The sequence below is a fragment of the Sagittula sp. P11 genome (assembly GCF_002814095.1).
Lineage (GTDB): Bacteria > Pseudomonadota > Alphaproteobacteria > Rhodobacterales > Rhodobacteraceae > Sagittula.
In genome coordinates, this window is the sequence record NZ_CP021913.1 from 1,645,839 (window position 1) to 1,672,135 (window position 26,297).

Sequence of the window (26,297 nt, forward strand, 5' to 3'; positions counted from 1 at the left end):
GGATGTCTCCCTTTGTTGTTCTGCCAGCCCAACGAACGGTTCCCGCGCCGGGGTCCATCGCCTGACGGTATCGTGACCTGCGCGCCAGCGGCCGGGCGCCGTCACCGGGGAGCACCCAAAGAAAAAGGCCCCCGCGCGGGCGGGGGCCTTTCGATGTCCTGCGGCCTTGCGACCGGGTCAGCCTGCGATCACTCGCGGCTTTCCGGGGTGTCGACGATCAGCGTGTCGAACTCGTCGCCACCCACCACGTCGTCTTCCACTGCGGCAGCCGGAGCAGCCAGCGCGGCGGCCGCTTCGGCCTCCTCGCGGCGGGCTTCGATCACCACGTTGTCGCGGTCCGTCGCGATCTTGCGGACCTTCATGGTTGCGCCACCCGTACCGGCCGGGATCAGACGGCCCACGATGACGTTCTCCTTGAGACCGATCAGCGTGTCCTTCTTGCCCTGCACCGAAGCCTCGGTCAGCACGCGGGTCGTCTCCTGGAACGAGGCCGCCGAGATGAACGACCGCGTCTGCAGGGACGCCTTGGTGATGCCCAGAAGGATCGGTTCGCCCGATGCCGGACGGCCGCCCTTCTTCTCGGCCTTCGCGTTGGCCTCGTCGAACTCCATCTTGTCGACGTGCTCGCCCTTCAGCAGCGTGGTGTCGCCGCTGTCGAGGATCTCCCACTTCTGCAGCATCTGGCGAACGATGACCTCGACGTGCTTGTCGTTGATCTTCACGCCCTGCAGCCGGTAGACGTCCTGCACCTCGTCGATCATGTAGTTCGCCAGCGCCTCGATCCCCATGATCGAGAGGATGTCGTGCGGCGCCGGGTTGCCGTCCATGATGTAGTCGCCCTTCTGGACGAAGTCGCCTTCGACCACCGGGATGTGCTTGCCCTTCGGGATCATGTACTCTTTCGGTTCCATGTTCTCGTCGGTCGGCTCGATCGTGATGCGGCGCTTGTTCTTGTAGTCCTTGCCGAAGCGCACGTAGCCGTCGATCTCCGCGATGATCGCGTGATCTTTCGGGCGGCGTGCCTCGAAGAGTTCGGCCACACGCGGCAGACCGCCGGTGATGTCCTTCGTCTTCGCACCTTCGCGCGGAATACGCGCCACAACGTCACCGGCCTTCACCTCCTGCCCGTCTTCACAGGACAGGATGGCGTCCACGGACATCGGGTAGGTGATCGGGTTGCCCGCATCGTTGCGGACCGGCTCACCGTCGCCGTTCACCAGGATGATCTCCGGCTTCAGGTCGTTGCCCTTCGGCGCGGCGCGCCAGTCGACCACGATCTTCTGCGTCATGCCGGTGGCATCGTCCGTCTCTTCGCGCACGGCCAGGCCGTTCACGAGGTCGACGTGCTTCGCCATACCGTCCTTCTCGGCGATGATCGGCAGGGTGTAGGGGTCCCACTCGATCAGCTTCTCGCCGCGCTTGATGTCCTGGCCGTCGGTCACGAAGACCTTGGAACCATAGCCCACCTTGTGCGACGCGATCTCTTCGCCCTGCTCGTTCACGATCACGATCTGCATGTTGCGGTTCATGACGATCTGCTCGCCCGCGACGTTGGTGATCAGCGACGGGTGCACGAACTGGATCTTGCCGTTCTGCGACGCTTCGAGGAACGACCGCGAGGAACCCTGCGCAACGCCGCCCATGTGGAAGGTCCGCATGGTCAGCTGCGTGCCGGGTTCGCCGATGGACTGCGCCGCGATGATGCCGACGGCTTCGCCGGTGTTCACCTTGGTGCCGCGTGCAAGGTCACGACCGTAGCAGGTCGCGCAGACACCCTCTTCGGCCTCGCAGGTCAGCGGAGACCGGATGCGTGCCGTCTGCAGGCCCGAGTCCTCGACCATGTCGGCAAGGCGTTCGTCGATCAGCTCGCCGTGGCGCACCATGATGTCGCCCGAAAGCGGGTGCACAAGATCCTCTGCCGCGGTACGGCCAAGGATGCGCTCGCCAAGGCTGGACACCACCTCGCCGTCGTTGACCGCCGCCTGCGCGGTGATCGCACGGTCGGTGCCGCAGTCGTTCAGCCGGATGATGCAGTCCTGCGCCACGTCCACCAGACGACGGGTCAGGTAACCCGAGTTCGCCGTCTTCAGAGCGGTGTCGGACAGACCCTTCCGGGCACCGTGGGTCGAGTTGAAGTACTCGAGAACGGTCAGGCCTTCCTTGAAGTTCGAGATGATCGGCGTCTCGATGATGTCGCCGTTCGGCTTCGCCATCAGGCCGCGCATCGCGCCCAGCTGCTTCATCTGCGTGACCGAGCCACGGGCCTTGGAGTGGGCCATCATGTAAACCGAGTTCGGTTCCATTTCCTGCCCGGCCTCGTTGTACCGCTTGGCGGAGATGGTGTTCATCATCGCCTCGGTGACCTTGTCGTTACACTTCGACCAGGCGTCCACGACCTTGTTGTACTTTTCGCCCTGGGTGATCAGGCCGTCCATGTACTGCTGTTCGAAGTCCTTCACCTGCTCGCGCGTTTCGTCGACCAGCGTCCACTTGTTGTCCGGGATCACCATGTCGTCCTTGCCGAACGAGATGCCGGCCTTGAACGCCTCGACAAAGCCCATGCGCATGATCTGGTCACAGAAGATCACCGATTCCTTCTGGCCGCAGTAGCGGTAGACGGTGTCGATGACGGTCTGCACGTCGCCCTTGCGCAGGAGACGGTTCACCAGGTCGAAGGGCGCCTTGGCGTTCAGCGGCAGGAGCTGGCCCAGACGGACCCGGCCCGGCGTGGTGTCGAACCGCAGCCAGACTTCGTTGCCTTCCTCGTCGATCTGCTTGACGCGGCATTTCACGTTGGCGTGCAGGTGGACCTCACCCGCCGTCAGCGCGTGCTCGACCTCCTCGGGGGAGGCAAAGACCATGCCTTCGCCCTTCATGCCTTCGCGCGCGATGGTCACGTAGTAGAGACCGAGGATCATGTCCTGCGACGGAACGATGATCGGCGAGCCGTTGGCAGGCGACAGGACGTTGTTCGTCGACATCATCAGGACGCGCGCTTCCAGCTGTGCCTCGAGGGACAGCGGGACGTGCACGGCCATCTGGTCGCCGTCGAAGTCGGCGTTGAAGGCCGAACAGACCAGCGGGTGAAGCTGGATCGCCTTGCCTTCGATCAGGATCGGTTCGAACGCCTGGATGCCCAGACGGTGCAGCGTGGGCGCGCGGTTCAGAAGAACCGGGTGCTCGCGGATCACCTCGTCAAGGATGTCCCAGACCTCGGGACGCTCTTTCTCGACCAGCTTCTTCGCCTGCTTCACGGTCGACGACAGACCCTTCGCCTCAAGCCGCGAGTAGATGAACGGCTTGAACAGTTCGAGCGCCATCTTCTTCGGCAGGCCGCACTGGTGCAGCTTCAGCTCCGGGCCGGTCACGATGACCGAACGGCCGGAGAAGTCGACGCGCTTGCCCAGAAGGTTCTGGCGGAAGCGGCCCTGCTTGCCCTTCAGCATGTCGCTGAGCGACTTCAGCGGACGCTTGTTGGCGCCGGTGATGACGCGGCCACGGCGGCCGTTGTCAAAGAGGGCGTCGACCGATTCCTGCAGCATCCGCTTTTCGTTGCGGACGATGATGTCCGGCGCGCGCAGTTCGATCAGCCGCTTGAGGCGGTTGTTCCGGTTGATCACGCGGCGGTACAGGTCGTTCAGGTCGGAGGTCGCAAAGCGGCCACCGTCCAGCGGCACCAGCGGACGCAGTTCCGGCGGGATCACGGGGATCACGGTCAGGACCATCCACTCCGGACGGTTGCCGGATTCCAGGAAGGATTCCACGACCTTCAGGCGCTTGATGATCTTCTTGGGCTTCAGTTCGCCGGTGGCTTCCTTGAGGTCGGCGCGCAGGTTCTCGGCCTCGGACTCGAGGTCGATGGCTGCGAGCATCTCGCGGATGGCCTCGGCACCGATGTTCGCCGTGAAGGCGTCCATGCCGTACTGGTCCTGCGCGTCGAGGAATTCCTCCTCGGTCAGCATCTGGCCGTAGGTCAGGTCGGTCAGGCCCGGCTCGATCACCACGTAGTTCTCGAAGTACAGCACGCGCTCGAGGTCGCGCAGCGTCATGTCCAGCATCAGGCCGATGCGCGACGGCAGCGACTTGAGGAACCAGATGTGGGCGCAGGGCGCGGCCAGCTCGATGTGGCCCATGCGCTCGCGGCGCACCTTCTGGAGCGTGACTTCGACGCCGCACTTCTCGCAGACGACGCCGCGGTACTTCATGCGCTTGTACTTGCCGCACAGGCATTCGTAGTCCTTGATCGGACCGAAGATGCGCGCGCAGAACAGGCCGTCACGCTCGGGCTTGAACGTGCGGTAGTTGATGGTTTCCGGCTTCTTGATCTCGCCGAAGGACCACGAGAGGATCCGCTCCGGCGACGCCAGCGACACCTTGATCTCGTCAAAGACCTTGGGCGGGGTCAGCGGGTTGAACGGGTTGTTGGTCAGTTCCTGGTTCATGTGTTCCTCACAAATTCAGAGGGAAGCGGGGGCGCGAGGCCAAGATCTTTCGGACGAAAGATCTTGGCGACACAGAGTTTTCGTCGAAAACTCTGTGGGTTACTCGTCCTCCTCCGCATCCAGGAGTTCCATGTTGAGGCCCAGACCCCGGACCTCCTTGACGAGAACGTTGAACGATTCCGGCACGCCGGCCTCGAAGTTGTCCTCGCCCTTGACGATCGACTCGTAGACCTTGGTCCGGCCCGCCACGTCGTCCGACTTCACCGTCAGCATCTCCTGCAGGGTGTAGGCGGCGCCGTAGGCTTCCAGGGCCCAGACCTCCATCTCCCCGAAACGCTGACCGCCGAACTGCGCCTTGCCGCCCAGCGGCTGCTGGGTAACGAGCGAGTAGGGCCCCGTCGAACGGGCGTGGATCTTGTCGTCGACCAGGTGGTGCAGCTTCAGCAGGTACTTCACACCCACCGTCACCTTCCGGGCAAACTCCTCGCCGGTGCGGCCGTCGAACAGGCGGCTCTGGCCGCTTTCGTCAAAGCCCGCGCGGCGCAGCGCGTCGTTCACGTCCGCTTCCTTGGCACCGTCGAAGACCGGGGTCGCGATCGGGACACCGCGGGTCACGTTGCCCGCCATCTCCACCAGCGCGGTCTCGTCGGCGTCGGCAAAGCCCTCTTCGTAGACCTCGTCGCCGTAGACGATCTTCAGAGCGTCGCGCACCGGGGTCAGGTCACCCGACCGGCGGTACTCCTGCAGCGCCTCGTCCACCTGGATGCCAAGCGAACGCGACGCCCAGCCCATGTGGGTTTCGAGGATCTGACCGACGTTCATCCGCGACGGCACGCCCAGCGGGTTGAGGCAGAAGTCGACCGGCGTACCGTCCGCGAGGAACGGCATGTCCTCCTGCGGCACCACGCGCGACACGACACCCTTGTTGCCGTGACGGCCGGCCATCTTGTCGCCCGGCTGAAGCTTGCGCTTCACCGCGATGAAGACCTTGACCATCTTCATCACGCCCGGGGGCAGATCGTCGCCGCGGCGCACCTTCTCGACCTTGTCCTCGAACCGCGCGTCGAGCGCACGCTTCTGGATCTCGTACTGCTCGTGCAGGGCCTCGACGTGCTTGGCGTCCTCTTCCTCGCCGAGGGCAAGCTGCCACCACTGACCGCGGGTCAGCGTCGACAGAAGCTCTTCGTCGATCTCCGAGTTCGCGCGCACGCCCTTCGGACCCTTCACCGCGGTCTTGCCGAGGATCATGCCCTTCAGACGCGCGTAGATGTTGCGGTCGAGGATGGCGAGCTCGTCGTCCCGGTCACGGGCCAGACGTTCGATTTCCTCGCGCTCGATCTGCAGCGCACGTTCGTCCTTCTCGACGCCATGACGGTTGAACACGCGGACTTCCACGACGGTGCCGTAGTCGCCCGGCTTCACCCGCAGCGAGGTGTCGCGCACGTCCGAGGCCTTCTCGCCGAAGATGGCGCGGAGGAGTTTCTCTTCCGGCGTCATCGGGCTTTCGCCCTTCGGGGTGATCTTGCCCACGAGAATGTCGCCCGGCTCCACGTCGGCACCGATGTAGACGATGCCTGCCTCGTCGAGGTTGCGCAGCGCCTCTTCACCGACGTTCGGGATGTCCCGGGTGATTTCCTCGGGCCCGAGCTTCGTGTCGCGCGCCGCCACTTCGAATTCCTCGATGTGGACAGAGGTGAACACGTCGTCCTTGGCGATCCGCTCCGAGATCAGGATCGAGTCCTCGTAGTTGTAGCCGTTCCACGGCATGAAGGCGACGATGACGTTCTTGCCGAGCGCCAGTTCCCCCATGTCGGTGGACGGGCCGTCCGCGATGACCTCGCCCTTCATCACCGTGTCGCCCACCTTCACGAGCGGCTTCTGGTTGATGCAGGTGTTCTGGTTCGACCGCTGGAACTTGCGCATCCGGTAGATGTCGACGCCCGCGTCACCCAGTTCCAGGTCCTCGGTCGCCCGGATCACGATCCGCTGCGCGTCGACCTGGTCGATGATGCCCGCACGCTTCGCCATGACGGCGGCGCCGGAGTCGCGTGCCACGACTTCCTCGATGCCGGTGCCGATCAGCGGCGCCTCGGCCCGCAGGGTCGGAACCGCCTGACGCTGCATGTTCGAACCCATGAGGGCGCGGTTGGCGTCGTCGTTTTCCAGGAACGGGATCAGCGAGGCCGCGACCGACACCAGCTGCTTCGGCGACACGTCGATCAGGTCGACGGTTTCCGACGGCGCCAGCGTGTAGTCGCCCGCCTGGCGGGTGTTGACCATCTCGTTGGTGAACTTGCCGTTCTCGTCCAGCGAGGCGTTGGCCTGTGCCACCGTGTGCCGCATTTCCTCGGTCGCGGACATGTAGTGGACCTCGTCGGTGACGACGCCCTCCTTCACGACACGATACGGGGTCTCGATGAAGCCGTACTTGTTCACGCGGGCAAAGGTCGCCAGCGAGTTGATCAGGCCGATGTTCGGACCTTCCGGCGTTTCGATCGGGCACATGCGGCCGTAGTGCGTCGGGTGCACGTCGCGCACCTCGAAGCCGGCACGCTCACGCGTCAGACCGCCGGGGCCAAGCGCCGAGAGGCGACGCTTGTGCGTCACTTCGGAGAGCGGGTTGGTCTGGTCCATGAACTGCGACAGCTGCGAGGAGCCGAAGAATTCGCGGACGGCAGCCGCCGCCGGCTTCGCGTTGATCAGGTCCTGCGGCATGACCGTGTCGATCTCGACCGAGGACATGCGTTCCTTGATCGCGCGCTCCATGCGGAGCAGACCGACGCGGTACTGGTTTTCCATCAGTTCGCCGACCGAACGCACACGACGGTTGCCGAGGTGGTCGATGTCGTCGATGTCGCCCTTGCCGTCACGCAGGTCCACCAGCGCCTTGATGCAGGCCACGATGTCGTCGCGGTCCAGCGTGCGCTGGGTGTCCGGCTTGTCGAGCGCGAGACGCATGTTCATCTTCACGCGGCCCACGGCGGACAGGTCGTAACGCTCGCTGTCGAAGAACAGCGTGTCGAACAGCGCCGAGGCGGCTTCGACGGTGGGCGGCTCGCCCGGGCGCATCACGCGGTAGATGTCCAGCAGCGCGGTTTCGCGGGACATGTTCTTGTCCTGCTCCATCGTGTTGCGGATGTACGGGCCGACGTTGATGTTGTCGATGTCGAGGACCGGGATCTCGGTGATGCCCGCGTCCAGCAGCTCCTTCAGGGTGCCGCCCGACACTTCACCGTCCTTGTCGACGGTCCAGGTCAGCTCGTCGCCGGCCTCGACGTAGATCGCGCCGGTGTCCTCGTTGATGATGTCCTTGGCGACGTACTTGCCGACGATGTGCTCGAACGGGACAAGCAGCTGCTTGACCTTGCCTTCGTCGATCAGCTTCTTCACCGCGCGCGGCGTCACCTTCTTGGTGGCCTCCGCGATGATCTCGCCGGTGTCGGCATCGACCAGGTCGAACGTCGGACGGGTGCCGCGCACGCGCTCAGGGAAGAACTTGGTCGCCCAGCCCTCGCCACGGCGGTACTCGAAGTTCACGGTGTTGTAGTAGGCGTCGCAGATCGCTTCCTGGTCGAGGCCAAGCGCGTACAGCAGCGTCGTCACCGGCAGCTTCCGGCGGCGGTCGATGCGCGCGAAGACGATGTCCTTGGCGTCGAACTCGAAGTCCAGCCAGGAGCCGCGGTAGGGGATGATCCGGCAGGCGAACAGCAGCTTGCCCGAGCTGTGCGTCTTGCCCTTGTCGTGGTCGAAGAACACGCCCGGCGAGCGGTGCATCTGGGATACGATCACGCGCTCGGTGCCGTTCACGATGAACGTGCCGTTCGGGGTCATCAGGGGCATGTCGCCCATGAAGACGTCCTGCTCCTTGATGTCCTTGACCGACTTGGCGCCGGTGTCCTCGTCGATATCGAACACGATCAGGCGCAGGGTGACCTTCAGCGGGGCGCTGTAGGTCATGTCGCGCTGCATGCATTCCTCGACGTCGTACTTCGGTTTCTCGAGGTCGTAGTCCACGAATTCGAGGACCGCGGTCTCGTTGAAGTCCTTGATCGGGAAGACCGACTGGAACACGCCCTTGATGCCTTCGCCGTCCATCGGCTTGGGCTGGTCGCCGGACTTCAGGAACAGCTCGTAAGACGATTTCTGAACCTCGATGAGGTTCGGCATTTCAAGAACTTCGCGGATTTTGCCGTAATAGCGGCGGAGGCGTTTCTGACCGAGGAAACTTTGCGCCATGAGGGGAGCACCCTTTCGATTTTCTCTGCCCGAACCTGCACGCTGCCGGGGCCACAGCGGCGGTTCACGTCAGTGACGGCGGGTTGACGGGTCCATTCTCGGCGCGCGTCCCACCGCGTGCCACTCGACCGGTTTCCCTGCCTTGGGAAGCCTCCCGTCTGCGCGCGGAAAACGCATGCAGACGGGGGGCTTGCCAAGACGGGCGAAGGGGGTGCCTGTTGTCCGGATGTTCTGGGGAAGACCGGATATGGGGGCTGGGGTCAGATATTCAACTGTCGTGCGCGCCCCCTGCCTCCGAAACACCTGCGACACGGGTTCGAATCGCTCGAGCCCGTGGGAGACTTCCGAATATTCGGTAAAGCGCATGCGCGCAACCCCCCTTGACCGGGGCGCGCGGTTTTATGCACTTGGAGCAGAATGACAAAAAGCGCCGGTTCCGTCAAGGAGTCATGGAAAAACAACGCTATTCCGCGGCTGGCGTGCCGCTGCCGTGCCAACTCCGCCCGAACGCACAGCAAACCCTTCACGGATCCTCAAGAAGCCGGCACGCCCTTAATCATTTCTTAACCTTCCGGCAATTAGACATGCGAACTCCGTGCGTTGCGTGGTGGGCCCATGATATACAGACTCCTGGACCGCCTGTTTCCACGGTCCTTCACGCGAAAGATCCTGTTCGTCGCCTTCATCGGAACGCACATCCCGCTTCTCGCCTTCACGGTCTTCGTCCTGCTCGGCGACAGCCCCTGGTCCGGCGACAAGACGGGTGCGCTTCTGCTGATCCTCGGGGCGACGGTCGCCGGCACCGGCCTGACGCTGGTCCTGCTGCGGCGACTGCTCGCCCCGGTCTACGAGGTGACGCGCGCGCTGGCCGCCTTCGAGGAGCGGCGCGAATTCGCGCCCCTGCCCGACCGTCACCGCGACGAGGTGGGCTTTCTCATGGTCGCCACCAACCGGGTCCTGACGGAGGCGCAGCAGCGCATCCACCGCTACCGCTCGGAGGCAGAGACCGATCCCCTGACGACGCTCCTCAACCGGCGCGGGCTGATGCGCGCGCTCGAAGGGGTGGAACAGGGGTCGATCCTCGTGCTCGACATCGACGACTTCAAGGCGATCAACGACACCCACGGCCACCCCATCGGCGACGCGGTCCTGCAGGCCGTCGCCCGGCGCATCACCACGGCGGTGCGGGAAAAGGACATCGTCGCGCGCCTCGGCGGAGAGGAGTTCGTCGTCGTCATCAACGACCCGCGCACCGATCCGGAGGACGTGGCCGACCGTTTGCTGACCTCCATCGGCAGCACGCCTGTCGCGGGCATCGCCGTGACCGCCTCCATCGGAGTGGCCGACTATCGGGGCGACGCGCAGCAGGCGCTCATCAATGCCGATATGCGCACCTATGCCGCCAAGCGGCAGGGCAAGAACCGCTACTGCATCGGCACCTGATCCGGCCCGGCAGGGCACCCCGCAAAAAAACAAGCGCCCCCGGATGGGAGCGCTTGCCGTAAACCAGTCGTGAGACGGGAATTACTTGATCTCGACTTCGGCGCCTGCCTCTTCGAGCTTCTTCTTGAGTTCTTCGGCTTCGTCCTTGGAAACGCCTTCCTTGACGGCCTTGCCACCGGCTTCCACCAGTTCCTTGGCTTCTTTCAGGCCCAGGCCGGTGATGCCGCGGACTTCCTTGATCACGTTGATCTTCTTGTCGCCAGCGGACTTGAGGATCACGTCGAACTCGGTCTTTTCTTCTTCGGCTGCCGCGCCTGCGTCGCCTGCCGGGCCAGCCATCATGACTGCGCCGCCGGCGGCCGGCTCGATGCCGTACTCATCCTTGAGGATGGTCTTCAGTTCTTGTGCTTCGAGCAGGGTCAGGTTGACGATTTGCTCAGCAAGTGCTTTGAGATCTGCCATTTTGAGACTCTTTCAGATTTAGATATGGGTTCCAACGTCAGGGAGCATTCCCTACGCAGGTCGAAAGGTTGCTTACGCCGCCTCGCCCTTTTCCTCGATGGTGGTGAGGATGGAGGCGATGTTCGATGCAGGTGCGCCAATGGCGCCGGCGATGTTCGATGCGGGTGCGCCGATGCAGCCGACGATGGAAGCAATAAGCTCATCGCGCGACGGCATTTTCGACACGGCCTCGACACCGGCACGGTCCAGCGTGGTGCCACCCATGGCGCCACCAAGGATCTCAATCTTCTTGTTATCCTTGGCGAAGTCTTCGATGACCTTGGCCGCTGCGACCGGGTCCTCGGAGAAGGTAAGCACCGTCATGCCGTCCAGATACTTGGCGATCCCCTCGGCGGGGGTGCCCTGGACAGCAATCTTGGCGAGCTTGTTCTTGGCGACACGGACCGTTGCTTCACCAGCGCGAGCGCGGTTACGCAGATCCGTCATCTCTGCAACCGTGAGACCCTCGTAGTGGGCAACCACCACGACGCCAGAGCTTTCGAAGATCTGGCCGAGTTCCTCGACCAATTTCTCTTTCTGGGCTCTATCCACAGTTTCACTCCAGTTGTTGGAGGGCGGACCCTCCGGCTCTCAGTCGACCGGGTGTCCCCGATCACAAAGTCCGAATGAGGGTCGACGCATCCTGTGGGCCCGACGCAGAAGCGCGGGGCTGAAAAGATGTCTCTTCCCGTCTCAGGCAGGAATTACCGGGGCCATTTCAGGAAATGGAACCAACCCACCGTCTCGGACGAATTGCGGCGCCGAATACGAATCGCATCCGGCACCGCGAGGCCTGCATTAGCACCGGCCATTATTTCTTGCAATCATTCAATCAAATCCCGCCGCGCATCCGTTCGCGCAAGGCGACACTAAATTCCGCCGGGTCCTTTATCCCGTAGAGCTCCCGCACCAGCGGAGAGATCAAGGCCCGTTCCTGCGTCGCCTCGAACCCGCCCATGTCCGCCAGCATTCCCTGCTCGTACAGAAAATCGTCGGCGTAGCCGGTCAGCACCCATGACTTGTCGAAGGGCACCACCCCGCGCTTTGTCCGGTTCACCGCCCGGGCCAGCACGTTGGTGCAGTTGGAAAACAGCGTGTTGTACCAGCGCGGCTCCGTCACCAGTTCCTCGCTCTCGCGCAGCATCGCCTTTAGCACGGCGCGCTGCTGCTCGATGGGGATCGACAGCGGGTAGAGGTACAGCTGATCGCCCGCCCAGAACTCCGAATTGCCGAACATGTCGCGCTCGGTCGTCCAGACAAAGAAGTACTCGAAGACCGGCAGCACGGCGGCCAGCGGCGCGTTGTAGCTCTCGCCCTCTTCGCGCCGCGCCTCGACGGAGGCGACATAGGTCTTCCCGTCGCGAAAGCGGAAGGACAGCATGGTGTGGGCGATGGCCTCGCTGCCGGTGAACGGCTCGACCACGAAATAGGCCTGCTCCAGCTCCTCGGGGACGAGGGTCGCGTTGATCCAGGCCTCGCGCGCGACGCTGCCGTCGGGGGCGTAATCCCAGTTGCGGATATTGCGGATCACCGCCGCCTCCTCTCCGGCAGAGACCAGCGGCAGACGGCTGTGATCGGCGCGCCAGTCGCGGTCGTGCGACGGCAGCAGAACCACCCACGGCAGGTAGAGGACCACGGCGATTGCGGCCACGGCGATGGCGAAAACCTTGAGAACGCGCTTCATGCCGCCGTCTTACCGCGCCGCCGGGAAACGGCAAAGGCGGGATACCCTGACCCTGCCCGCCCCCTCCTGACAGCCCCTTCGGACAGTCCCAAAGAAAAAGGGCGCCCCGGCGGGACGCCCTCCTTCAATTCCTGGAGCGGTCGGCTCAGTTGCCGGTCGCGTTCGACACGTCGACGGTGACGCCCGGGCCCATGGAGGAAGACAGCGAGATCTTCTTCATGTAGGTGCCCTTCGCGCCCGTCGGCTTGGCCGCGGACACGGCGTTCACGAACGCGCGGATGTTCTCGGCCAGCTTGGCCTCGTCGAAGGAAACCTTGCCGACACCTGCGTGCACGACACCGGCCTTCTCCGCCTTGAACTGGACCTGACCGCCCTTGGCTGCCTCGACGGCTTCCTTGACGTCCATGGTCACGGTGCCGACCTTCGGGTTCGGCATCAGGTTCCGCGGGCCGAGGATCTTGCCCAGACGACCGACGATCGGCATCATGTCCGGCGTCGCGATGCAACGGTCGAACTCGATGGTGCCGCCCTGGATGGTTTCCATCAGGTCTTCGGCGCCGACGATGTCCGCACCGGCTTCCTTCGCCTCGTCAGCCTTCGGGCCACGTGCAAAGACTGCCACGCGGACGGTCTTGCCGGTGCCGTTCGGCAGGCCGACCACGCCGCGGACCATCTGGTCGGCGTGACGCGGGTCGACACCGAGGTTCATCGCGATTTCCACGGTCTCGTCGAACTTCGCATTGGAGTTCGACTTGATCAGGGAAACGGCTTCCTCGACGGTGATGTTTTCCTTGCCTTCGAAGGCTTCGCGGGCTGCACGGGTGCGCTTACCAAGTTTTGCCATGACGATTACCCTTTCACCTCGATGCCCATCGACCGGGCGGAGCCCAGGATGATCTGCATTGCCGCTTCGACGTCGTTCGCCGAAAGGTCCTTCATCTTGGCTTCGGCGATCTCGCGGACCTGCGCCACGGTGACGTGTGCGATGGTCTCACGGCCCGGCTTCTCGGCACCGCGGGGGCGGTTACGCTTGCCCACGGGCTTCAGACCGGCGGCCTTCTTCAGGTAGTAAGACGCGGGGGGCGTCTTGATGTCCATCGTGAAGGACTTGTCCTGGTAGTAGGTGATCACGGTCGGGCACGGCGCGCCGGGCTCCATTTCCTGCGTCTTGGCGTTGAACGCCTTGCAGAATTCCATGATGTTGATGCCGCGCTGACCCAGCGCCGGACCGACCGGCGGGGAGGGGTTGGCCTTGCCTGCAGGGATCTGCAGCTTCATCTTGCCGGCGAGCTTCTTTGCCATCGGCTTTCTCCTTTTCCATCTCCCCCGCGACGCGTCGAAGGGGCTTCTTGTGGCGTGGTCAGGTCCGGATCTCGCGTGACCCTCGCCTCCCACGGTGGATTGCGCGCAACCTGACGGTTCCGCAGCAACAGGGGCGCCGCATATAACCTCGGCGGCGGTTTGGCAAGTGATTCCGAAGGGCGGCCTGCCGTCGCGCGCTATTCTGCGGCAGGACGGGCCAGCAGCGGTGCACCGTCCCGCTCCATCTCGGCAAAGACCCAGTCCCGGAAGCTCCGGATCATCGGATCGTCGGCCCGCGCCTCCGGATAGGCGACAGAGTAGATCGTGACCGGCAGCGTCACCGTGTCGAACAGCCGCTCCAGCCGTCCCGCCTCCAGCGTTCCGCGCACCATCATGTCATAGGCCAGCGCCACGCCCTGCCCCTGTTCCGCCGCCGTCGTTGCCAGTTCGCAGTTCGGAAAGACCGGCCCGCGCGGCAGGGCGCGCGGCGCCACCCCCGCCGCGTCGAACCATTCGTCCCAGGCGTCCAGGACCTCGTCGTGCATCAGCCGCAGCCGCAGCAGGTCGGACGGCACCCGCACATCTTCCCGCTCCCGCAGCGCGGGCGAGATCACCGGGTAGCGGGCAGAGGTCATGAACGGCTCGGTGACGACGCCGGGCACGGGATCGTCAGCCCACTGGATCACAAGGTCGCTGTCGTTCGCGGCGAAATCGGTCGAGGGCGCCCCGACCGACACCCGCAGCCGCACGCGGTCGCCGAATCCCAGCCGGTCCAGCCGGGGCACCAGCCATCGCGCCGCAAAGCCCGGCGTGCAGAGGACACGGAACGGCCGCGCGCCCGCCTCCTTCACCGAACGGGTGGAGTCCTCGAAGGCATCCAGCAGCCCGGTCATCTTCCCGGCATAGCCGCGCCCGGTCAGCGTCAGGGAGATCCGGCCGCCCGTGCGCTCGAACAGCGCGGTGTCGAGGAACGCCTCAAGCGCCTTGATCTGGTGACTGACGGCAGAGGGGGTCAGGCACAGCTCCTCTGCGGCGGCCTTGAAGCTGAGATGCCGGGCCGCGGCCTCGAAGGCCCGCACGGCCGCGAACGGAGGGAATTTGCGCCCCATGGCTGAATTCCTTTCAACGGCTGGTGAAAATTGGTCTTTTGCGCCGGTGACGGGCCGATCGTAGCATCTTCTCACCAACTCTCAAAATTCGAACGAGGCCGGACATGAGCCCCTTTCACCGCTTCGGCGCGCCGCTCGGCTGCGCCCTGATGACACTCGTCTGCATGGCACCCGCCACCGTCGCCGCCGACGCAGACCCGCTGGCCTGGCGCGACGCCCCCACCATCGGGGCGCTCGTCTCGCACCTCGACGACTGGCTGGACACCCATTCCGACCTGCCCCGGCGCGACGGGCCGCCCCTTGTCCGGTGGATCGGCGCGGCCCGCGCGGCCAGCCTGCACACCGCGCGTCACGCATCCCAGGAAGGCATGGCGCGCGGCATGTACGACCCCGAGGCCGACACCATCTTCCTCGTGCGCCCGTGGGACATGAAAAACCCCTACGACGTGGGCGTGCTCCTGCACGAACTGACGCATTACCGGCAGGAAGAGGCGGGCCACTGGTACTGCGCGGGCGCGCAGGAACTGCCCGCCTACCGCCTGCAGGAAGAGTGGCTGGCGGACCTCGGCCTCGAAGCGGACATCAACTGGATCGCCGTCGTGCTGGAGGCAGGCTGCACACGCCGCGACATCCACCCCGACTGACCGGCCCCGCCCGCAGCAAAGGAAAAGGCCCGCGCGGATGCACGGGCCCGAAGGATCTGCCAGAAGATATGCGCCGTCGCTAATGACCGGCGGCGCGAAGGGCTCAGCCCTGCTTCGACACCTGGGTGAAGTCCAGCTCCACCGGGGTCTCGCGGCCGAAGATCGACACCGACACCGACAGGCGCTGGTTGTCCTCGTCGACGCCCTCGACCATGCCGTCGAAGCCCTCGAACGGACCGTCGTTGACCTTGACCCGCTCGCCGATCTCGAAATGGATGAGCGTCCGGGGCGCCTCGTCGCTTTCCTGCACGCGGCCGAGGATCGCCTCCACCTCCGCATCGCGCATCGGCATCGGACGGCCCTGCGGACCGAGGAAGCCGGTCACCCGGTTGATGTTGGAAATCAGGTGATAGCCGCGGTCCGACATCTCCATGTGAACCAGCACGTAGCCGGGCATGAAGCGACGCTCGGTCGTCACCTTCTTGCCGCGCCGCACCTCGATGACTTCTTCGGTCGGGACCATGACCTCGTCGATCTGGTCCTGAAGCCCCTGCTCCTCAACCGATGTCCTGATCTGCTCGGCGATCTTCTTCTCGAAGTTCGAGAGAACGCTCACCGAATACCACCGCTTTGCCATGTCGACCTCGATCATTCCGCCCCCGAACGGGGCGCCTTCCGGAAATGAAACGGCGCGCGAGCCTTTATAGCCGCGCGCCGGAAACTGGACCCGTCCGTTACACCGTCCGAAACCGGATGGCAAGGGCCGGAGCGCCCCTGCGCCCGACTTCAGCTGCCGCCGAAGTAGGTCAGGATACCCGTCAGACCGGACCGGATCGCCAGGTCCACCAGCGCAAAGAAGACCGCCGTCAGCGCCGCCATGATGAAGACCATGATGCTGGTCAGCGTGACTTCGCGCCGGGTCGGCCAGACGATCTTGGCCACTTCTGCGCGGACCTGCTGGATGAACGTGATCGGGTTGGTCGTCGCCATGCGTGAATGTCCCGTGTGCTGCGGTTTCGTGGGCATGTACGCGCAGGGGCCGGCAAAAGCAAGGCGTGAGCCGCTCCCGGATGCGTGAATGAATCGAATGAACCTTTTCGGCTCGGGGAGGTTTACCCCCCAGAGCGCCACGGCAAACACGCCGCCGACGCAGCAGAAACCTAAAAGGATCTGACATGAAACGTATTCTGACCGCAACCGCCCTTATTTCCGTGATCGCAACCGGCGCAATGGCCCAGAGCGAGAGCAGCTTCAACGCAAACGAGATCAACACCTTCATTCCCGAGGTGAACGTCGAGATGCTGCCCGACGCCCAGGTCGCTTCCCTGATGGCCACCATCAACGGCGAAGGCAACGAAGAGACGAAAGAGCGCCAGATGCGCGCCTACCTGGGCGAGTTCAAGACGAACAACCCCGAGCTGGAAATCACCCTCTACCCCGAAGGTCTGACCGACGCCGAGATCGAGGCGATGATGACCTACGCACCGGGCGTCGACATCTACTCGATCACCGACGAGCAGTTCGCAGAGCTGCGCGCCGTCCTGGCGACCAACGACGAAGAGGCGATCAAGACCTACATCGACACTCTCGAAATGTGATCCAGGTCACAGTTCTACCCGGAAGGGGGCCGCTTTCAGCGGCCCCTTTCTCGTGCCCGCTCACACCCGGTCACGGCATCGTAAGAATTTGAAAAATAATCGAATTTTCTTGGAACGATCATTGGGGAAGGCGGTTGTTCTTGTGCAAGGCAGGTGCAGAACAGCACGGCCAAAGAGGTGCACTGCACCGCCCACGAAGATGAAAAGGAGACATCCTTATGAAACGTTTTCTGACCGCAACCGCACTCGTGTCCGTCATTGCAACCGGCGCCGTGGCGCAAACCAGCTTTGACGAGAACACCATTTCCACGTTCCTTCCGAACGTGAACGTCGAGGCGCTGAGCGACGAGCAGGTCAACACCCTGATCGGCATCGCCAACGGCCCGGGCAACGAGAACGAGAAGTCCCGCCAGATGGAAGCCTACCTGGGCGAGTTCCAGTCCGACAACCCGCCGGCCGTGGCCGTCGACGAGCCGCTGCCCGAAGTGGCTGAAGCCGACGAAATCGACGACATGAACGACGAAGGCACGTTCAACGTGAACCAGATCGAAGCGTACATCCCCGAGCTGGACGCATCGACCCTGACCGAACAGCAGACCGCCGCCCTGATCTCGATCATGAACGGCGACGGCAACGAGAACGAGAAGAAGCGCGAAATGCGCGCTTACCTCGGCATCGAATAATCCAGGTTCCTGTTAGCAAGTACGGGGCTGCCTTCGGGCGGCCCCTTTTTCGTGCGCACACGAAACCTCCGCTGCAACGGCAGCACTGGCATGACATCGATGTCCGGAGGAATGGCAGGGGCAGCAGGGTTCGAACCCGCGACCTACGGTTTTGGAGACCGTCGCTCTACCAGCTGAGCTATACCCCTTCAGGCCGTGCCGTCAGGTACACGGGCCAGCGGGTGAAATCAAGACGTCTTTGTCAGGGAATTTGCGCCGCCTTCCAACGCGATCCGCGGGCAGCGCCCGGCCCGCCGGTCTGCACCGGCACCACCCGCCGACACCCCCCGCGCAACAGCCCGCCCTGCCCGCAGCCTTGATCGGCCCGCACGCCCGCGACGGCCAGGAGCCGCGCGCCGCGAACAGTCGCCCCCCGGCACGAAGCGCCGCCCTGCCCCGGGCCGAACCGCCCCCGTCCGACCCGCAGGATTCGCCCCGGACCGCGCTGGAATCTCATGCCCCCGGGGGTCCGCCCAGCCCCGAAAAGGGCGCCGCAAGGGGCGGAATCCGATTTTTCATTCCCGCACACGAACTGTGCACAGCACGAATTTCCCCTTTCCGAGGCCCCGCGCGCGGCCGCGCCGGGAACCCCCTTGAAACCGCCGGAACGCCCGATTGTCCAAGCGGGCTTGAGCCGCACCAAAAGCCTCACTTCATGCACAAAGACCCGTTTGGCCGTCGCCGATTTCAAGCACACGTTTTCGCGAGCAATCCGAGATTTCTTCGTGATTTCAATGTCTCAGACGGCAAGCCTACTTGTTCGGTGTCGGAAGCAAACACCGACGCAAACAAGACCGGCGGCACCGATGCCGCCACCTCAAACTGGAGAAATGAAATGAAAACGCTTATCGCATCCACCCTCGCCGCAACCGTTCTTCTGACCGGCGTTGCCTCCGCTGCTCCGGCCCCGCGCCTGTCGTCCGAGGCATTCATCCTGCTGCCGAACGCCGACTACTCGAACCTGACCGACACCCAGGTTCACCAGATCAACGCAGTCGTGCACTCCGGCGGTGACTCGAACGAACTGCGCAACGGCATCCGTGCAGTTCTGAAGTGATCTGCCACAAGGTATCGCGCGGGCCCGCACTCCCAGCCTGCGCGATACCGAAGTTGCCAATGCCGCGCCCCCACGGGGGTGCGGCCAATACGTTTCCGGGGGTCCGCGCCCCGATCCCCCTCAGATCCAGCGCATCCGCCGCAGGACCACAAGCTGCAGGGCACCGATGACGCAGAGCGCGCCGGTGAACACCCAGAAGGCCAAGGGCCACTCTGCCCCCGGCATTCCCGCCAGATTGATCCCGAAAAGACCCGTCAGGAACCCCAGCGGCAAAAACACCGCCGAGAGGATCGACAGCAGGTAGAGGTTGCGGTTCAGGCGTTCGTCCCGCGCGCTCTGCATCTCGTCCCGCACCAGCGCCATCCGGTCGCGCAGCGCGTCGGCGTCCTCCACCACCCGCTCCAGCGCGTCCAGCTCCTCTGCCAGTTGCCGCAGGTCGTCGCCCTCCACCCAGTCGGGATGGACCGCCTGCAGCGTCCGCATCGCGTCGCGCTGGGGCTGCAGGTAGCGGCGCAGGATGATCGCGGTGCGCCGCAGGTCCACCAGCCGGCCGGCCATCTCGGGCCGGACCTCCTCCAGCACTTCTTCCTCAAGGTCGTCGGCCTTGTCGTCGACCTCGCGCCAGAACGCCTCGATCCGGTAGGTCAGGCGCTCCGTCAGCATCACCAGGAACTCCGCCGCGTCCTTCGGCCCGCCGCCACGCTCAAGGCTCTCGGCGATGTCCTCGATCGCCTTCACCTTCCGCATCGACAGCGACACGATCCGGTGCGGGTCTATCCACAACCTGACCGAGACCATGTCCTCCGGCGCCTCGCCCTCGATGGTGTTGACGCCGCGCAGGATGACGATCAGCCCGTTGCCCACCGGCGTGACACGCGGGCGGGTCTCCTCGGCCACCAGCGCATCGATGATCGTCGGATCGAGATAGGACAGGTTCCCGACGATCCACGACGGCGTGTCGGCGTGCTGGGCGCGCAGATGCACCCAGGCCAGCGTGTCGTGGCGCAGGAGTTCCGGCACTTCGGCAGGTTCGAGGCGGCGGCCCGCATCGGGACCGTCAAGGGCAAAGGCGCGCAGGATCATGTCCTGCGTAACGGGGACGAGAGTGGTCATCTGGCGGAGGATAGAGCGGCTTTTGCCCTGCGCAATGGGCGACGCGCAGGCCGTGCGACTTGACGATCCCCCCGGAACGTCGAAGGGTCGCCGCAACGCGGGAAAGGCGATGACCGATGGACCAGACAGTGACCTTGCAGGAGCTGCGCAGCCCCGCCCCCGCGGCCGAGGCGCTGCTGGCCCGCCACCATGCCGACATGCGCGCGCAATCGCCCGAGGAAAGCTGCCACGTCATGACCTCCGACGCGCTGCGCGCCAGCGGGGCGCGGGTCTTTGCGCTTTGGGCCGGGGGTGCGCCCTGCGCCGTGGGGGCGCTGAAACCGCTGGACCGGGCGGGCTGGCCCGACGGCGTGGACTGGCCCGACGGCGGCACGGTGATGGAACTGAAAAGCATGCACGTCGCCCGCGCCCGTCGCGGCGAGGGGCTGGGCAGGGTGCTGCTCGACGGGCTGGCCGATCAGGCCCGCGCCTCCGGCGCCGTTGGCCTCTGCCTTGAAACCGGGTCGGAGCCGGACTTCGCCGCCGCCCGCGCGCTCTACCACCGGGCGGGCTTCACCGATTGCCCGCCTTTCGGGGACTACGTGACCGACCCGCTCTCCGTCTTCATGCTGCGCCGCCTGTGACGCTGCCCGTCAGACTGCGCACCGCCCGGCCCTCCGACGCAGCGATCCTCGCGGCGATCTCCTTCGAGGTCTGGATGCACACCTACATCCGGCGCGGCGTCGACACGGCCTATGCCGAATACGCGCTCGACACCTTCACCGCGGCGAACCTCGCGGCTGTCCTCGCCGATCCCGGCGAACACGTGATCCTGTCGGAGAACGAGGAAGGCCCGGACGCCTTCATCCGCCTGACCCGCAACCGCCCCGCGCCGCTGCCGGGATGCTCCGATCTGGAGATCTCGACCCTCTACGTCCAGCCCCGCCACCACGGCCGCGGCCTTGGCCGGGCGCTTCTGGCGCGCGGGATCGACCACGCCCGGTCGCTGGGCCAGCCTTCCGTCTGGCTGGCCACCAATTCCGAAAACACCCCCGCCATCGGCTTCTACCTGCGGCAGGGCTTCGAACGGATCGGCACCACGCACTTCCGCATCGGCGACGCCGCTTACCCCAACGACGTGTTCCGCCTGACGCTCGACCGCTGAGGCAGGGCGGCGCAGAGCCCCGCCCTACGGGGTGGGGTGTGGCTTGGGAAGGTGCGCGATGTCCTGTGGACAAGCGAACCGGGGGCAATAGAAAAGGGCGCCCCGTTTGGGACGCCCTTCGTTGTTCTCGGCCGGGCAGGCGCCCGGCACAGGTCGCGATCAGGCGACGATCTTGGAGACGACGCCCGAACCGACGGTGCGGCCGCCTTCGCGGATGGCGAAGCGCAGGCCTTCTTCCATCGCGATCGGTGCGATCAGCTCGACGTTGAACTTCAGGTTGTCGCCCGGCATCACCATCTCGGTGCCTTCCGGCAGCTCGACGGTGCCCGTCACGTCGGTCGTGCGGAAGTAGAACTGCGGACGGTAGTTCTTGAAGAACGGCGTGTGACGGCCACCCTCTTCCTTGGTCAGGATGTAGACCTCGCACTCGAACTTCGTGTGCGGGTTCACCGACTTCGGCTTGCACAGGACCTGGCCGCGCTCGACCGCGTCACGGTCGATGCCGCGCAGCAGCGCGCCGATGTTGTCGCCTGCCTCACCGCGGTCCAGCAGCTTGCGGAACATCTCGACACCCGTGCAGGTCGTCTTCTGCGTGTCCTTGATGCCGACGATTTCCAGTTCGTCGCCGACGTTCACCACGCCACGCTCCACGCGGCCGGTGACCACGGTGCCGCGGCCGGAGATCGAGAACACGTCCTCGATCGGCATCAGGAACGGCTGGTCGGTGGCGCGCGGCGGCTGCGGGATGTACTCGTCCACGGCGGCCATCAGTTCGCGGATCTTGTTCTCGCCGATGGCTTCGTCACGACCTTCGAGAGCGGCCAGCGCCGAACCCGCGATGATCGGAATGTCGTCGCCCGGGAAGTCGTAGGCGGACAGCAGTTCGCGCACTTCCATCTCGACGAGCTCCAGCAGCTCCTCGTCGTCCACCTGGTCGACCTTGTTCAGGAACACGACCATCGCCGGGATGCCCACCTGACGGCCGAGCAGGATGTGCTCGCGCGTCTGCGGCATCGGGCCGTCGGCCGCGTTCACCACGAGGATCGCGCCGTCCATCTGCGCCGCGCCGGTGATCATGTTCTTCACGTAGTCGGCGTGGCCGGGGCAGTCGACGTGCGCGTAGTGGCGTGCCTCGGTCTCGTACTCGACGTGCGCGGTCGAGATGGTGATCCCGCGGGCCTTCTCTTCCGGCGCGCCGTCGATCTGGTCGTAGGCGCGGAATTCGCCGAAGTACTTCGTGATCGCCGCGGTCAGCGTGGTCTTGCCGTGGTCAACGTGACCGATCGTGCCGATGTTGCAGTGCGGTTTCGACCGCGAAAACTTTTCCTTTGCCATCTCTCAGACGCCTCATGGTTCATGGGGCCACACATCTGGCCCGGTTCACATGGCGGGGCGTTTATTGAGTCGCAGCCGGAAAATCAAGCCGTTCGATCAGCCTTCGGGCTGCGCGACGGGTGCGGCCGCCGCTGCGGGCGCGGCGCTCGCGACCGTGGCGGACCCGGCGGTCGCGAACCAGCCGTCTTCCTCCATGCGCTCGCGCAGCCACTTTTCGATCCACAGCGCCGCTTCCTCCGCCAGCGAGGCGATCTGCTGCTCGCGCGTCATGCCGTAGGAGGGCAGCACCTGGACCACGCGCACAACATGGGTTTCCTCGTTCATCTTGGCCTTCGCGGCATCGTCCCAGACCGTCACGCGCAGCGACAGGCCGGACTTGCTGGGCACCAGCGGCACCGGCACCGCCAGCGAATATTCCTCGAGGCTGATGCCAAGGTGATAGAACTTGCCACCGTCGTAGCGGCGGAACCGCGTCTCCACCGCGCGGTCGACCGCCGTCACCCATTCCTCGCTGCTGGCCTCCTTCGAGATGCCCACCATGTTGAGGTTCGGCGCCACGACGATCGCGTGCCCCATCTTGAAATCGCCCAGCGGTTCGACCGGCCGCGACAGGTCGGATGTCGCATCCGTGCAGGCGGCAAGGCCCAGCATCAGGCTCAGAATGGCAAGAATGCGTACCATAGGTACCCCCGTTTACTTGGTTTTCCCGTAGCGCAGCCCCGGTTCACGTGCAATCTCGCAGGCCTTTGTCAATGGCACGATCCCGCCTATGTTTGCAGGGAAACCACAGGCCGCGAGGCCGGGAGCGCACCATGACCGAACTGAAGCCGCATCGCCTGCCCGTGCAGGTGCCGCTGGTCACACGACCGCTGGGCATCTGGGGCAGCCTCCAGGCATCGCGCCGCAACGTGCTGTCCATCATCCCCGAGGTCGCCACCCGCCAGCCGATCCTTTCGGGCAAGACAGGCAAGCGCTGGCACATGGTGATGGAGCCGGGCGCCATCCGCCGCGTCCTGCTGGAAAACCTCGACGCCTACCCCAAGAGCCTCGTCACCAAGAACCTGCTGAAACCGGCCATCGGCGAAAGCCTCTTCATCGCCGAGGGCGCGCACTGGCGCTGGCAGCGGCGCACCGCGGCGCCGGTCTTCGGTCACCGCAACGTGATGAACCTCGCCCCGGTGATGAGCGCCGCGGCGGGCCGCTCGGTCGAACGCATCCGTGCCGCGGGCCCCCGCGCCGTCGACTTCCTTGAGGAAATGGTCAGCGTCACCTTCGACGTGATCTCCGACGTGACCTTCTCCGGCGACAGCACCTTCGACCGCGACGGCGTGCATTCCGCCATCGACGCCTACATCGCGGAGGCCGGGCGCATCTCGCTCTTCGACCTTCTGGGCTTTCCCGACTGGGTGCCGCGCCCGGGGCGGGCCTTCTTCGCGGGCGGCGTGAACCAGATGAAGCAGATGGCCGACCGCGCGATCGAGACGCGGGCCAGCCGCGACCCGAACGCCGTGCCGGACCTGCTCGACCTGCTGAAGGCCGGCGCCGACCCGGAGACCGGGCGCACCATGTCCACAGCGGAACTGCGCGACAACCTGCTGACCTTCATCGTCGCGGGGCACGAGACCACGGCCCTGACGCTGTCGTGGTCGCTCTACCTGCTGGCCTTCGACCAGGAGGCGCAGGCCCGCGCCCGGGCCGAGGCGCAGTCGGTGCTGACGGACGGCGTCGCACAGGGCGAGGACGTGCCCAACCTGCCCTTCATCCGCAAGGTCATCGACGAGGCGCTGCGGCTCTACCCGCCCGCGGGCATGGTCTCGCGCACCGCGCGTGAGGACGACACCCTCTGCGGGCGCGAGATCCGCAAGGGCGACACGGTGATCCTGCCGATCTACGCGCTGCACCGTCACCACGCGCTCTACGACGACCCCCACGCCTTCCGCCCCGACCGGTGGGAGAAGAAGCCCGACCGCTACGCCTACCTGCCATTCGGCGACGGGCCGCGAATCTGCATCGGCGCCAGCTTCGCGCTGCAGGAGGCGGTCATCATCCTCGCCACGCTCATCGCCAACTTCCGCTTCACCCCGGTCAGGGGGCGCGAACCCGACCCGGTGATGATCCTGACGCTGCGCCCGCAGGGCGGCGTCTGGCTCGAAGCGGACCCGCTCTGACCCGAGGGGGCCGCGCGCCCCCACGAACCGCCAGCCGCCCCGACCGCCCCACCACCCGGCCAGCCCGCCGCATGGCGCACTTGGCGCCGCCGCATGCCGCACCCGGCCCGCTAAATGGCGCACATGCCACCTGGCGCGCAGCCCACCCCCGCGGCTTCATCCTGGCAAGAGCACCTCTGCCGGAGGCATCCCGAGAATGCCCCCCAGAGACAACGACCGGGCTGGCATCCGCGCCCCACAGTCTGCCCCCCTTGTCCGCACCGCCCACGACCCGCCGCAAAGTCGGCACCATGGCCCGCGCTCCGGCCGCCTTCATCTTGGCAAAAATACCTCCGCCGGAGGCATCCCGAGAATGCACCGCAGAGACAACGACCGGGCTGGCGCCCGCGCCCCGCAGTCTGCGCTCCTTGTCCGCACCGCCCACGGCCAGCCACAAAGTCGGCACCATGGCCTGCGCTCCGGCCACCTTCATCTTGGCAAAAATACCTCCGCCGGAGGCATCCGGACGCATCGCCGGCGCAACGGCCGGGCCATGGGCACCTGCGTCACGTCCGCCCGTTAACCACCTTTTCCCACCCGAAACAGCAAAAGGTTACCAACCGGCCGGTTCGAGGGGGCCAACCGGCCGGTTCACCCCTTACAGGGTGGAAAGCTGTCTGAAGAACCGGATAACGCGCGGTATGCCAGGCCAGCGCACACACCAGATGCTGCGTCCGGACGCCCAGCGCGCGCGCTGTTCATCCCACCGCCCGCACCATTAAGGTTAATGCCGGAAAACGCCCTGCCGGACCTTCCGCCGCTAGCCGCGGTTCGCTCTTCCGGGAGCCGAAAGGTCCCCCGGACCTTCCGCCGCTAGCCGCGGTTCGCTCTTCCGGGAGCCGAAAGGTCCCCCGGACCTTCCGCCGCCAGCCGCGGTTCGCTCTTCCGGGAGCCGAAAGGTCCCCCGGACCTTCCGCCGCTAGCCGCGGTTCGCTCCCGGAACCCACAAGACGTCGGCGGTGCCGTTGTCGTTGGCGATCCGGGCAGCGACGAAGAACCAGTCCGAAAGGCGGTTGAGATACTTCACCGCCGCCGGGTTCACCGCCTCGGCAGAGGCCAGCTCCACGCACAGCCGCTCTGCCCGCCGGGCCACCGTCCGGCACACGTGCAGATGCGCCGAAAGCGCCGATCCGCCCGGCAGGACAAAGCTCCGCAGGGGCTCCAGCGAGGCGTTCATCGCGTCGATTTCCTGTTCGAGACGAACCACTTGCGCGTCGACCATCCGCAGCGGCGGATACTCCGCCTCGGCGTCCTTCTCGATGTCCGGGCGGCACAGGTCGGCGCCCAGGTCGAAGAGGTCGTTCTGGATGCGCGACAGCGCGCCGTCCACGTCGCCGGAGGCCGCCTGCCGTGCCACGCCGACAAAGGCGTTCAGCTCGTCCGCGGTGCCATAGGCCTCGACCCGGGGATCGTATTTCTTCACCCGCGCGCCATTGCCCAGCGCGGTCTCGCCCTTGTCACCGGTGCGCGTGTAGATCTTGCTCAGGACAACCATGTCTTCCCCCGTCTTATCCGCCGCGACGGATGTAGACGAACAGCAGGATCAGGACAATCGCCGCGAACTGCGCCCCGATCCGCCACTGCATCGCCTTGTTCGACCACTTCCGGCTGAACGCCCCGCCCTTGGCGAAGCTGCCGATTCCAAACAACAAAATACCTACGACGCCCAGCATGACGAGGGCGATGAGGATGAAAAGGGGATCGTCGCGCATGGTGCCTCCCAAGCGGCCTGCGAAGGTTTGAAGATGACTTAGCGCGCG

23 protein-coding genes and 1 tRNA gene are annotated in these 26,297 nt (G+C 65.3%); 8 read left to right on the forward strand and 16 right to left on the reverse strand.

Features of this window, described 5'->3' with window-relative positions; all coding sequences use genetic code 11:
* Positions 1-188: 188 nt before the first annotated feature.
* Together rpoC and rpoB are read right to left on the reverse strand one after the other, a co-directional pair.
* Positions 189-4,442: a DNA-directed RNA polymerase subunit beta' gene (gene rpoC, locus CDO87_RS08080; RefSeq protein WP_100928304.1), complete on the reverse strand. Its 4,254-nt coding sequence runs from the start codon at positions 4,440-4,442 to the stop codon at positions 189-191.
* Between the two features lie 99 nt (positions 4,443-4,541).
* Positions 4,542-8,678, reverse strand: coding sequence for a DNA-directed RNA polymerase subunit beta (gene rpoB / locus CDO87_RS08085; protein ID WP_100928305.1), 4,137 nt, complete (start codon positions 8,676-8,678; stop codon positions 4,542-4,544).
* A 615-nt stretch (positions 8,679-9,293) separates the two neighbouring features.
* Here rpoB and CDO87_RS08090 point away from each other — a divergent pair.
* A complete protein-coding gene (locus tag CDO87_RS08090) occupies positions 9,294-10,121 on the forward strand; it encodes a GGDEF domain-containing protein (protein ID WP_100928306.1) in 828 nt (275 codons plus the stop codon).
* An 81-nt stretch (positions 10,122-10,202) separates the two neighbouring features.
* On the opposite strand, the gene rplL is transcribed toward CDO87_RS08090, so the two are convergent.
* The 6 genes from rplL to CDO87_RS08120 all read right to left on the reverse strand — a co-directional run bounded on the left by rplL (position 10,203) and on the right by CDO87_RS08120 (position 14,717).
* Positions 10,203-10,583 (reverse strand): 50S ribosomal protein L7/L12, encoded by a 381-nt coding sequence (gene rplL, locus CDO87_RS08095; protein ID WP_100928307.1) that lies wholly within the window; start codon positions 10,581-10,583, stop codon positions 10,203-10,205.
* 72 nt (positions 10,584-10,655) lie between these two features.
* Positions 10,656-11,174: a 50S ribosomal protein L10 gene (gene rplJ / locus CDO87_RS08100; protein ID WP_100928308.1), complete on the reverse strand. Its 519-nt coding sequence runs from the start codon at positions 11,172-11,174 to the stop codon at positions 10,656-10,658.
* Between the two features lie 280 nt (positions 11,175-11,454).
* Positions 11,455-12,306, reverse strand: coding sequence for a DUF4105 domain-containing protein (locus tag CDO87_RS08105; protein ID WP_100928309.1), 852 nt, complete (start codon positions 12,304-12,306; stop codon positions 11,455-11,457).
* Between the two features lie 145 nt (positions 12,307-12,451).
* Positions 12,452-13,150 (reverse strand): 50S ribosomal protein L1, encoded by a 699-nt coding sequence (rplA, locus tag CDO87_RS08110; RefSeq protein WP_100928310.1) that lies wholly within the window; start codon positions 13,148-13,150, stop codon positions 12,452-12,454.
* 5 nt (positions 13,151-13,155) lie between these two features.
* On the reverse strand, positions 13,156-13,608 hold the full coding sequence (rplK, locus tag CDO87_RS08115) for a 50S ribosomal protein L11 (protein ID WP_005862823.1): 453 nt from the start codon (positions 13,606-13,608) through the stop codon (positions 13,156-13,158).
* Between the two features lie 197 nt (positions 13,609-13,805).
* Positions 13,806-14,717 carry a LysR substrate-binding domain-containing protein gene (locus CDO87_RS08120; protein WP_100928311.1) on the reverse strand — a complete coding sequence of 304 codons (912 nt, stop codon included), beginning with the start codon at positions 14,715-14,717 and terminating at the stop codon, positions 13,806-13,808.
* 104 nt (positions 14,718-14,821) lie between these two features.
* On the opposite strand from CDO87_RS08120, the gene CDO87_RS08125 reads away from it, so the two are divergent.
* On the forward strand, positions 14,822-15,361 hold the full coding sequence (locus CDO87_RS08125; RefSeq protein WP_100928312.1) for a DUF6647 family protein: 540 nt from the start codon (positions 14,822-14,824) through the stop codon (positions 15,359-15,361).
* Between the two features lie 103 nt (positions 15,362-15,464).
* On the opposite strand, the gene nusG is transcribed toward CDO87_RS08125, so the two are convergent.
* A complete protein-coding gene (gene nusG, locus CDO87_RS08130; protein WP_040605070.1) occupies positions 15,465-15,998 on the reverse strand; it encodes a transcription termination/antitermination protein NusG in 534 nt (177 codons plus the stop codon).
* A 149-nt stretch (positions 15,999-16,147) separates the two neighbouring features.
* Positions 16,148-16,351 carry a preprotein translocase subunit SecE gene (secE, locus tag CDO87_RS08135; protein ID WP_100928313.1) on the reverse strand — a complete coding sequence of 68 codons (204 nt, stop codon included), beginning with the start codon at positions 16,349-16,351 and terminating at the stop codon, positions 16,148-16,150.
* Between the two features lie 185 nt (positions 16,352-16,536).
* On the opposite strand from secE, the gene CDO87_RS08140 reads away from it, so the two are divergent.
* Both CDO87_RS08140 and CDO87_RS08145 read left to right on the forward strand, forming a co-directional pair.
* A complete protein-coding gene (locus CDO87_RS08140; RefSeq protein ID WP_100928314.1) occupies positions 16,537-16,959 on the forward strand; it encodes a hypothetical protein in 423 nt (140 codons plus the stop codon).
* Positions 16,960-17,177: 218 nt separating this feature from the next.
* On the forward strand, positions 17,178-17,642 hold the full coding sequence (locus CDO87_RS08145; RefSeq protein WP_100928315.1) for a hypothetical protein: 465 nt from the start codon (positions 17,178-17,180) through the stop codon (positions 17,640-17,642).
* Between the two features lie 112 nt (positions 17,643-17,754).
* Here the strand turns inward: CDO87_RS08145 and CDO87_RS08150 are convergent.
* Positions 17,755-17,830, reverse strand: a tRNA-Trp gene (locus CDO87_RS08150).
* Positions 17,831-18,336: 506 nt separating this feature from the next.
* On the opposite strand from CDO87_RS08150, the gene CDO87_RS26690 reads away from it, so the two are divergent.
* Positions 18,337-18,738 carry a hypothetical protein gene (locus CDO87_RS26690; RefSeq protein ID WP_157814943.1) on the forward strand — a complete coding sequence of 134 codons (402 nt, stop codon included), beginning with the start codon at positions 18,337-18,339 and terminating at the stop codon, positions 18,736-18,738.
* Between the two features lie 120 nt (positions 18,739-18,858).
* On the opposite strand, the gene CDO87_RS08160 is transcribed toward CDO87_RS26690, so the two are convergent.
* Positions 18,859-19,851, reverse strand: a complete 993-nt coding sequence (locus CDO87_RS08160; protein WP_100928317.1) for a zinc transporter ZntB — start codon at positions 19,849-19,851, stop codon at positions 18,859-18,861.
* A gap of 116 nt (positions 19,852-19,967) precedes the next feature.
* Here CDO87_RS08160 and CDO87_RS08165 point away from each other — a divergent pair, with 116 nt between their 5' ends.
* Both CDO87_RS08165 and CDO87_RS08170 read left to right on the forward strand, forming a co-directional pair.
* On the forward strand, positions 19,968-20,474 hold the full coding sequence (locus tag CDO87_RS08165) for a GNAT family N-acetyltransferase (RefSeq protein ID WP_100928318.1): 507 nt from the start codon (positions 19,968-19,970) through the stop codon (positions 20,472-20,474).
* Between the two features lie 2 nt (positions 20,475-20,476).
* Positions 20,477-20,995 carry a GNAT family N-acetyltransferase gene (locus tag CDO87_RS08170; RefSeq protein WP_198521884.1) on the forward strand — a complete coding sequence of 173 codons (519 nt, stop codon included), beginning with the start codon at positions 20,477-20,479 and terminating at the stop codon, positions 20,993-20,995.
* Positions 20,996-21,154: 159 nt separating this feature from the next.
* Here CDO87_RS08170 and tuf read toward each other — a convergent pair whose 3' ends face one another.
* Both tuf and CDO87_RS08180 read right to left on the reverse strand, forming a co-directional pair.
* Positions 21,155-22,330: an elongation factor Tu gene (gene tuf, locus CDO87_RS08175; RefSeq protein ID WP_100928298.1), complete on the reverse strand. Its 1,176-nt coding sequence runs from the start codon at positions 22,328-22,330 to the stop codon at positions 21,155-21,157.
* Positions 22,331-22,426: 96 nt separating this feature from the next.
* On the reverse strand, positions 22,427-23,011 hold the full coding sequence (locus CDO87_RS08180) for a hypothetical protein (protein WP_100928320.1): 585 nt from the start codon (positions 23,009-23,011) through the stop codon (positions 22,427-22,429).
* Positions 23,012-23,142: 131 nt separating this feature from the next.
* Here CDO87_RS08180 and CDO87_RS08185 point away from each other — a divergent pair, with 131 nt between their 5' ends.
* Positions 23,143-24,498 (forward strand): cytochrome P450, encoded by a 1,356-nt coding sequence (locus tag CDO87_RS08185; protein WP_100928321.1) that lies wholly within the window; start codon positions 23,143-23,145, stop codon positions 24,496-24,498.
* A 958-nt stretch (positions 24,499-25,456) separates the two neighbouring features.
* Here CDO87_RS08185 and CDO87_RS08190 read toward each other — a convergent pair.
* Complete coding sequence (locus tag CDO87_RS08190; RefSeq protein WP_100928322.1) at positions 25,457-26,032, reverse strand: cob(I)yrinic acid a,c-diamide adenosyltransferase; 576 nt, start codon at positions 26,030-26,032, stop codon at positions 25,457-25,459.
* A 13-nt stretch (positions 26,033-26,045) separates the two neighbouring features.
* On the reverse strand, positions 26,046-26,249 hold the full coding sequence (locus CDO87_RS08195) for a twin transmembrane helix small protein (protein WP_100928323.1): 204 nt from the start codon (positions 26,247-26,249) through the stop codon (positions 26,046-26,048).
* Between the last annotated feature and the right edge of the window lie 48 nt (positions 26,250-26,297).

Excerpts from the sequence above, each read along its gene's own strand:
- nusG (WP_040605070.1), bottom strand. The coding sequence starts at position 15,998 with ATGGCAAAGCGGTGGTATTCGGTGAGCGTTCTCTCGAACTTCGAGAAG.
- CDO87_RS08090 (WP_100928306.1), top strand. The coding sequence starts at position 9,294 with ATGATATACAGACTCCTGGACCGCCTGTTTCCACGGTCCTTCACGCGA.
- CDO87_RS08180 (WP_100928320.1), bottom strand. The coding sequence starts at position 23,011 with ATGGTACGCATTCTTGCCATTCTGAGCCTGATGCTGGGCCTTGCCGCC.
- tuf (WP_100928298.1), bottom strand. The coding sequence starts at position 22,330 with ATGGCAAAGGAAAAGTTTTCGCGGTCGAAACCGCACTGCAACATCGGC.
- rplA (WP_100928310.1), bottom strand. The coding sequence starts at position 13,150 with ATGGCAAAACTTGGTAAGCGCACCCGTGCAGCCCGCGAAGCCTTCGAA.
- CDO87_RS08125 (WP_100928312.1), top strand. The coding sequence starts at position 14,822 with ATGAGCCCCTTTCACCGCTTCGGCGCGCCGCTCGGCTGCGCCCTGATG.
- CDO87_RS08195 (WP_100928323.1), bottom strand. The coding sequence starts at position 26,249 with ATGCGCGACGATCCCCTTTTCATCCTCATCGCCCTCGTCATGCTGGGC.
- rplK (WP_005862823.1), bottom strand. The coding sequence starts at position 13,608 with ATGGCAAAGAAGCTCGCCGGCAAGATGAAGCTGCAGATCCCTGCAGGC.
- CDO87_RS08160 (WP_100928317.1), bottom strand. The coding sequence starts at position 19,851 with ATGACCACTCTCGTCCCCGTTACGCAGGACATGATCCTGCGCGCCTTT.
- CDO87_RS08190 (WP_100928322.1), bottom strand. The coding sequence starts at position 26,032 with ATGGTTGTCCTGAGCAAGATCTACACGCGCACCGGTGACAAGGGCGAG.
- CDO87_RS08120 (WP_100928311.1), bottom strand. The coding sequence starts at position 14,717 with ATGGGGCGCAAATTCCCTCCGTTCGCGGCCGTGCGGGCCTTCGAGGCC.
- CDO87_RS08145 (WP_100928315.1), top strand. The coding sequence starts at position 17,178 with ATGAAACGTTTTCTGACCGCAACCGCACTCGTGTCCGTCATTGCAACC.
- CDO87_RS08165 (WP_100928318.1), top strand. The coding sequence starts at position 19,968 with ATGGACCAGACAGTGACCTTGCAGGAGCTGCGCAGCCCCGCCCCCGCG.
- CDO87_RS08185 (WP_100928321.1), top strand. The coding sequence starts at position 23,143 with ATGACCGAACTGAAGCCGCATCGCCTGCCCGTGCAGGTGCCGCTGGTC.
- CDO87_RS26690 (WP_157814943.1), top strand. The coding sequence starts at position 18,337 with ATGCACAAAGACCCGTTTGGCCGTCGCCGATTTCAAGCACACGTTTTC.
- CDO87_RS08105 (WP_100928309.1), bottom strand. The coding sequence starts at position 12,306 with ATGAAGCGCGTTCTCAAGGTTTTCGCCATCGCCGTGGCCGCAATCGCC.
- rpoB (WP_100928305.1), bottom strand. The coding sequence starts at position 8,678 with ATGGCGCAAAGTTTCCTCGGTCAGAAACGCCTCCGCCGCTATTACGGC.
- CDO87_RS08140 (WP_100928314.1), top strand. The coding sequence starts at position 16,537 with ATGAAACGTATTCTGACCGCAACCGCCCTTATTTCCGTGATCGCAACC.
- rpoC (WP_100928304.1), bottom strand. The coding sequence starts at position 4,442 with ATGAACCAGGAACTGACCAACAACCCGTTCAACCCGCTGACCCCGCCC.
- secE (WP_100928313.1), bottom strand. The coding sequence starts at position 16,351 with ATGGCGACGACCAACCCGATCACGTTCATCCAGCAGGTCCGCGCAGAA.
- rplL (WP_100928307.1), bottom strand. The coding sequence starts at position 10,583 with ATGGCAGATCTCAAAGCACTTGCTGAGCAAATCGTCAACCTGACCCTG.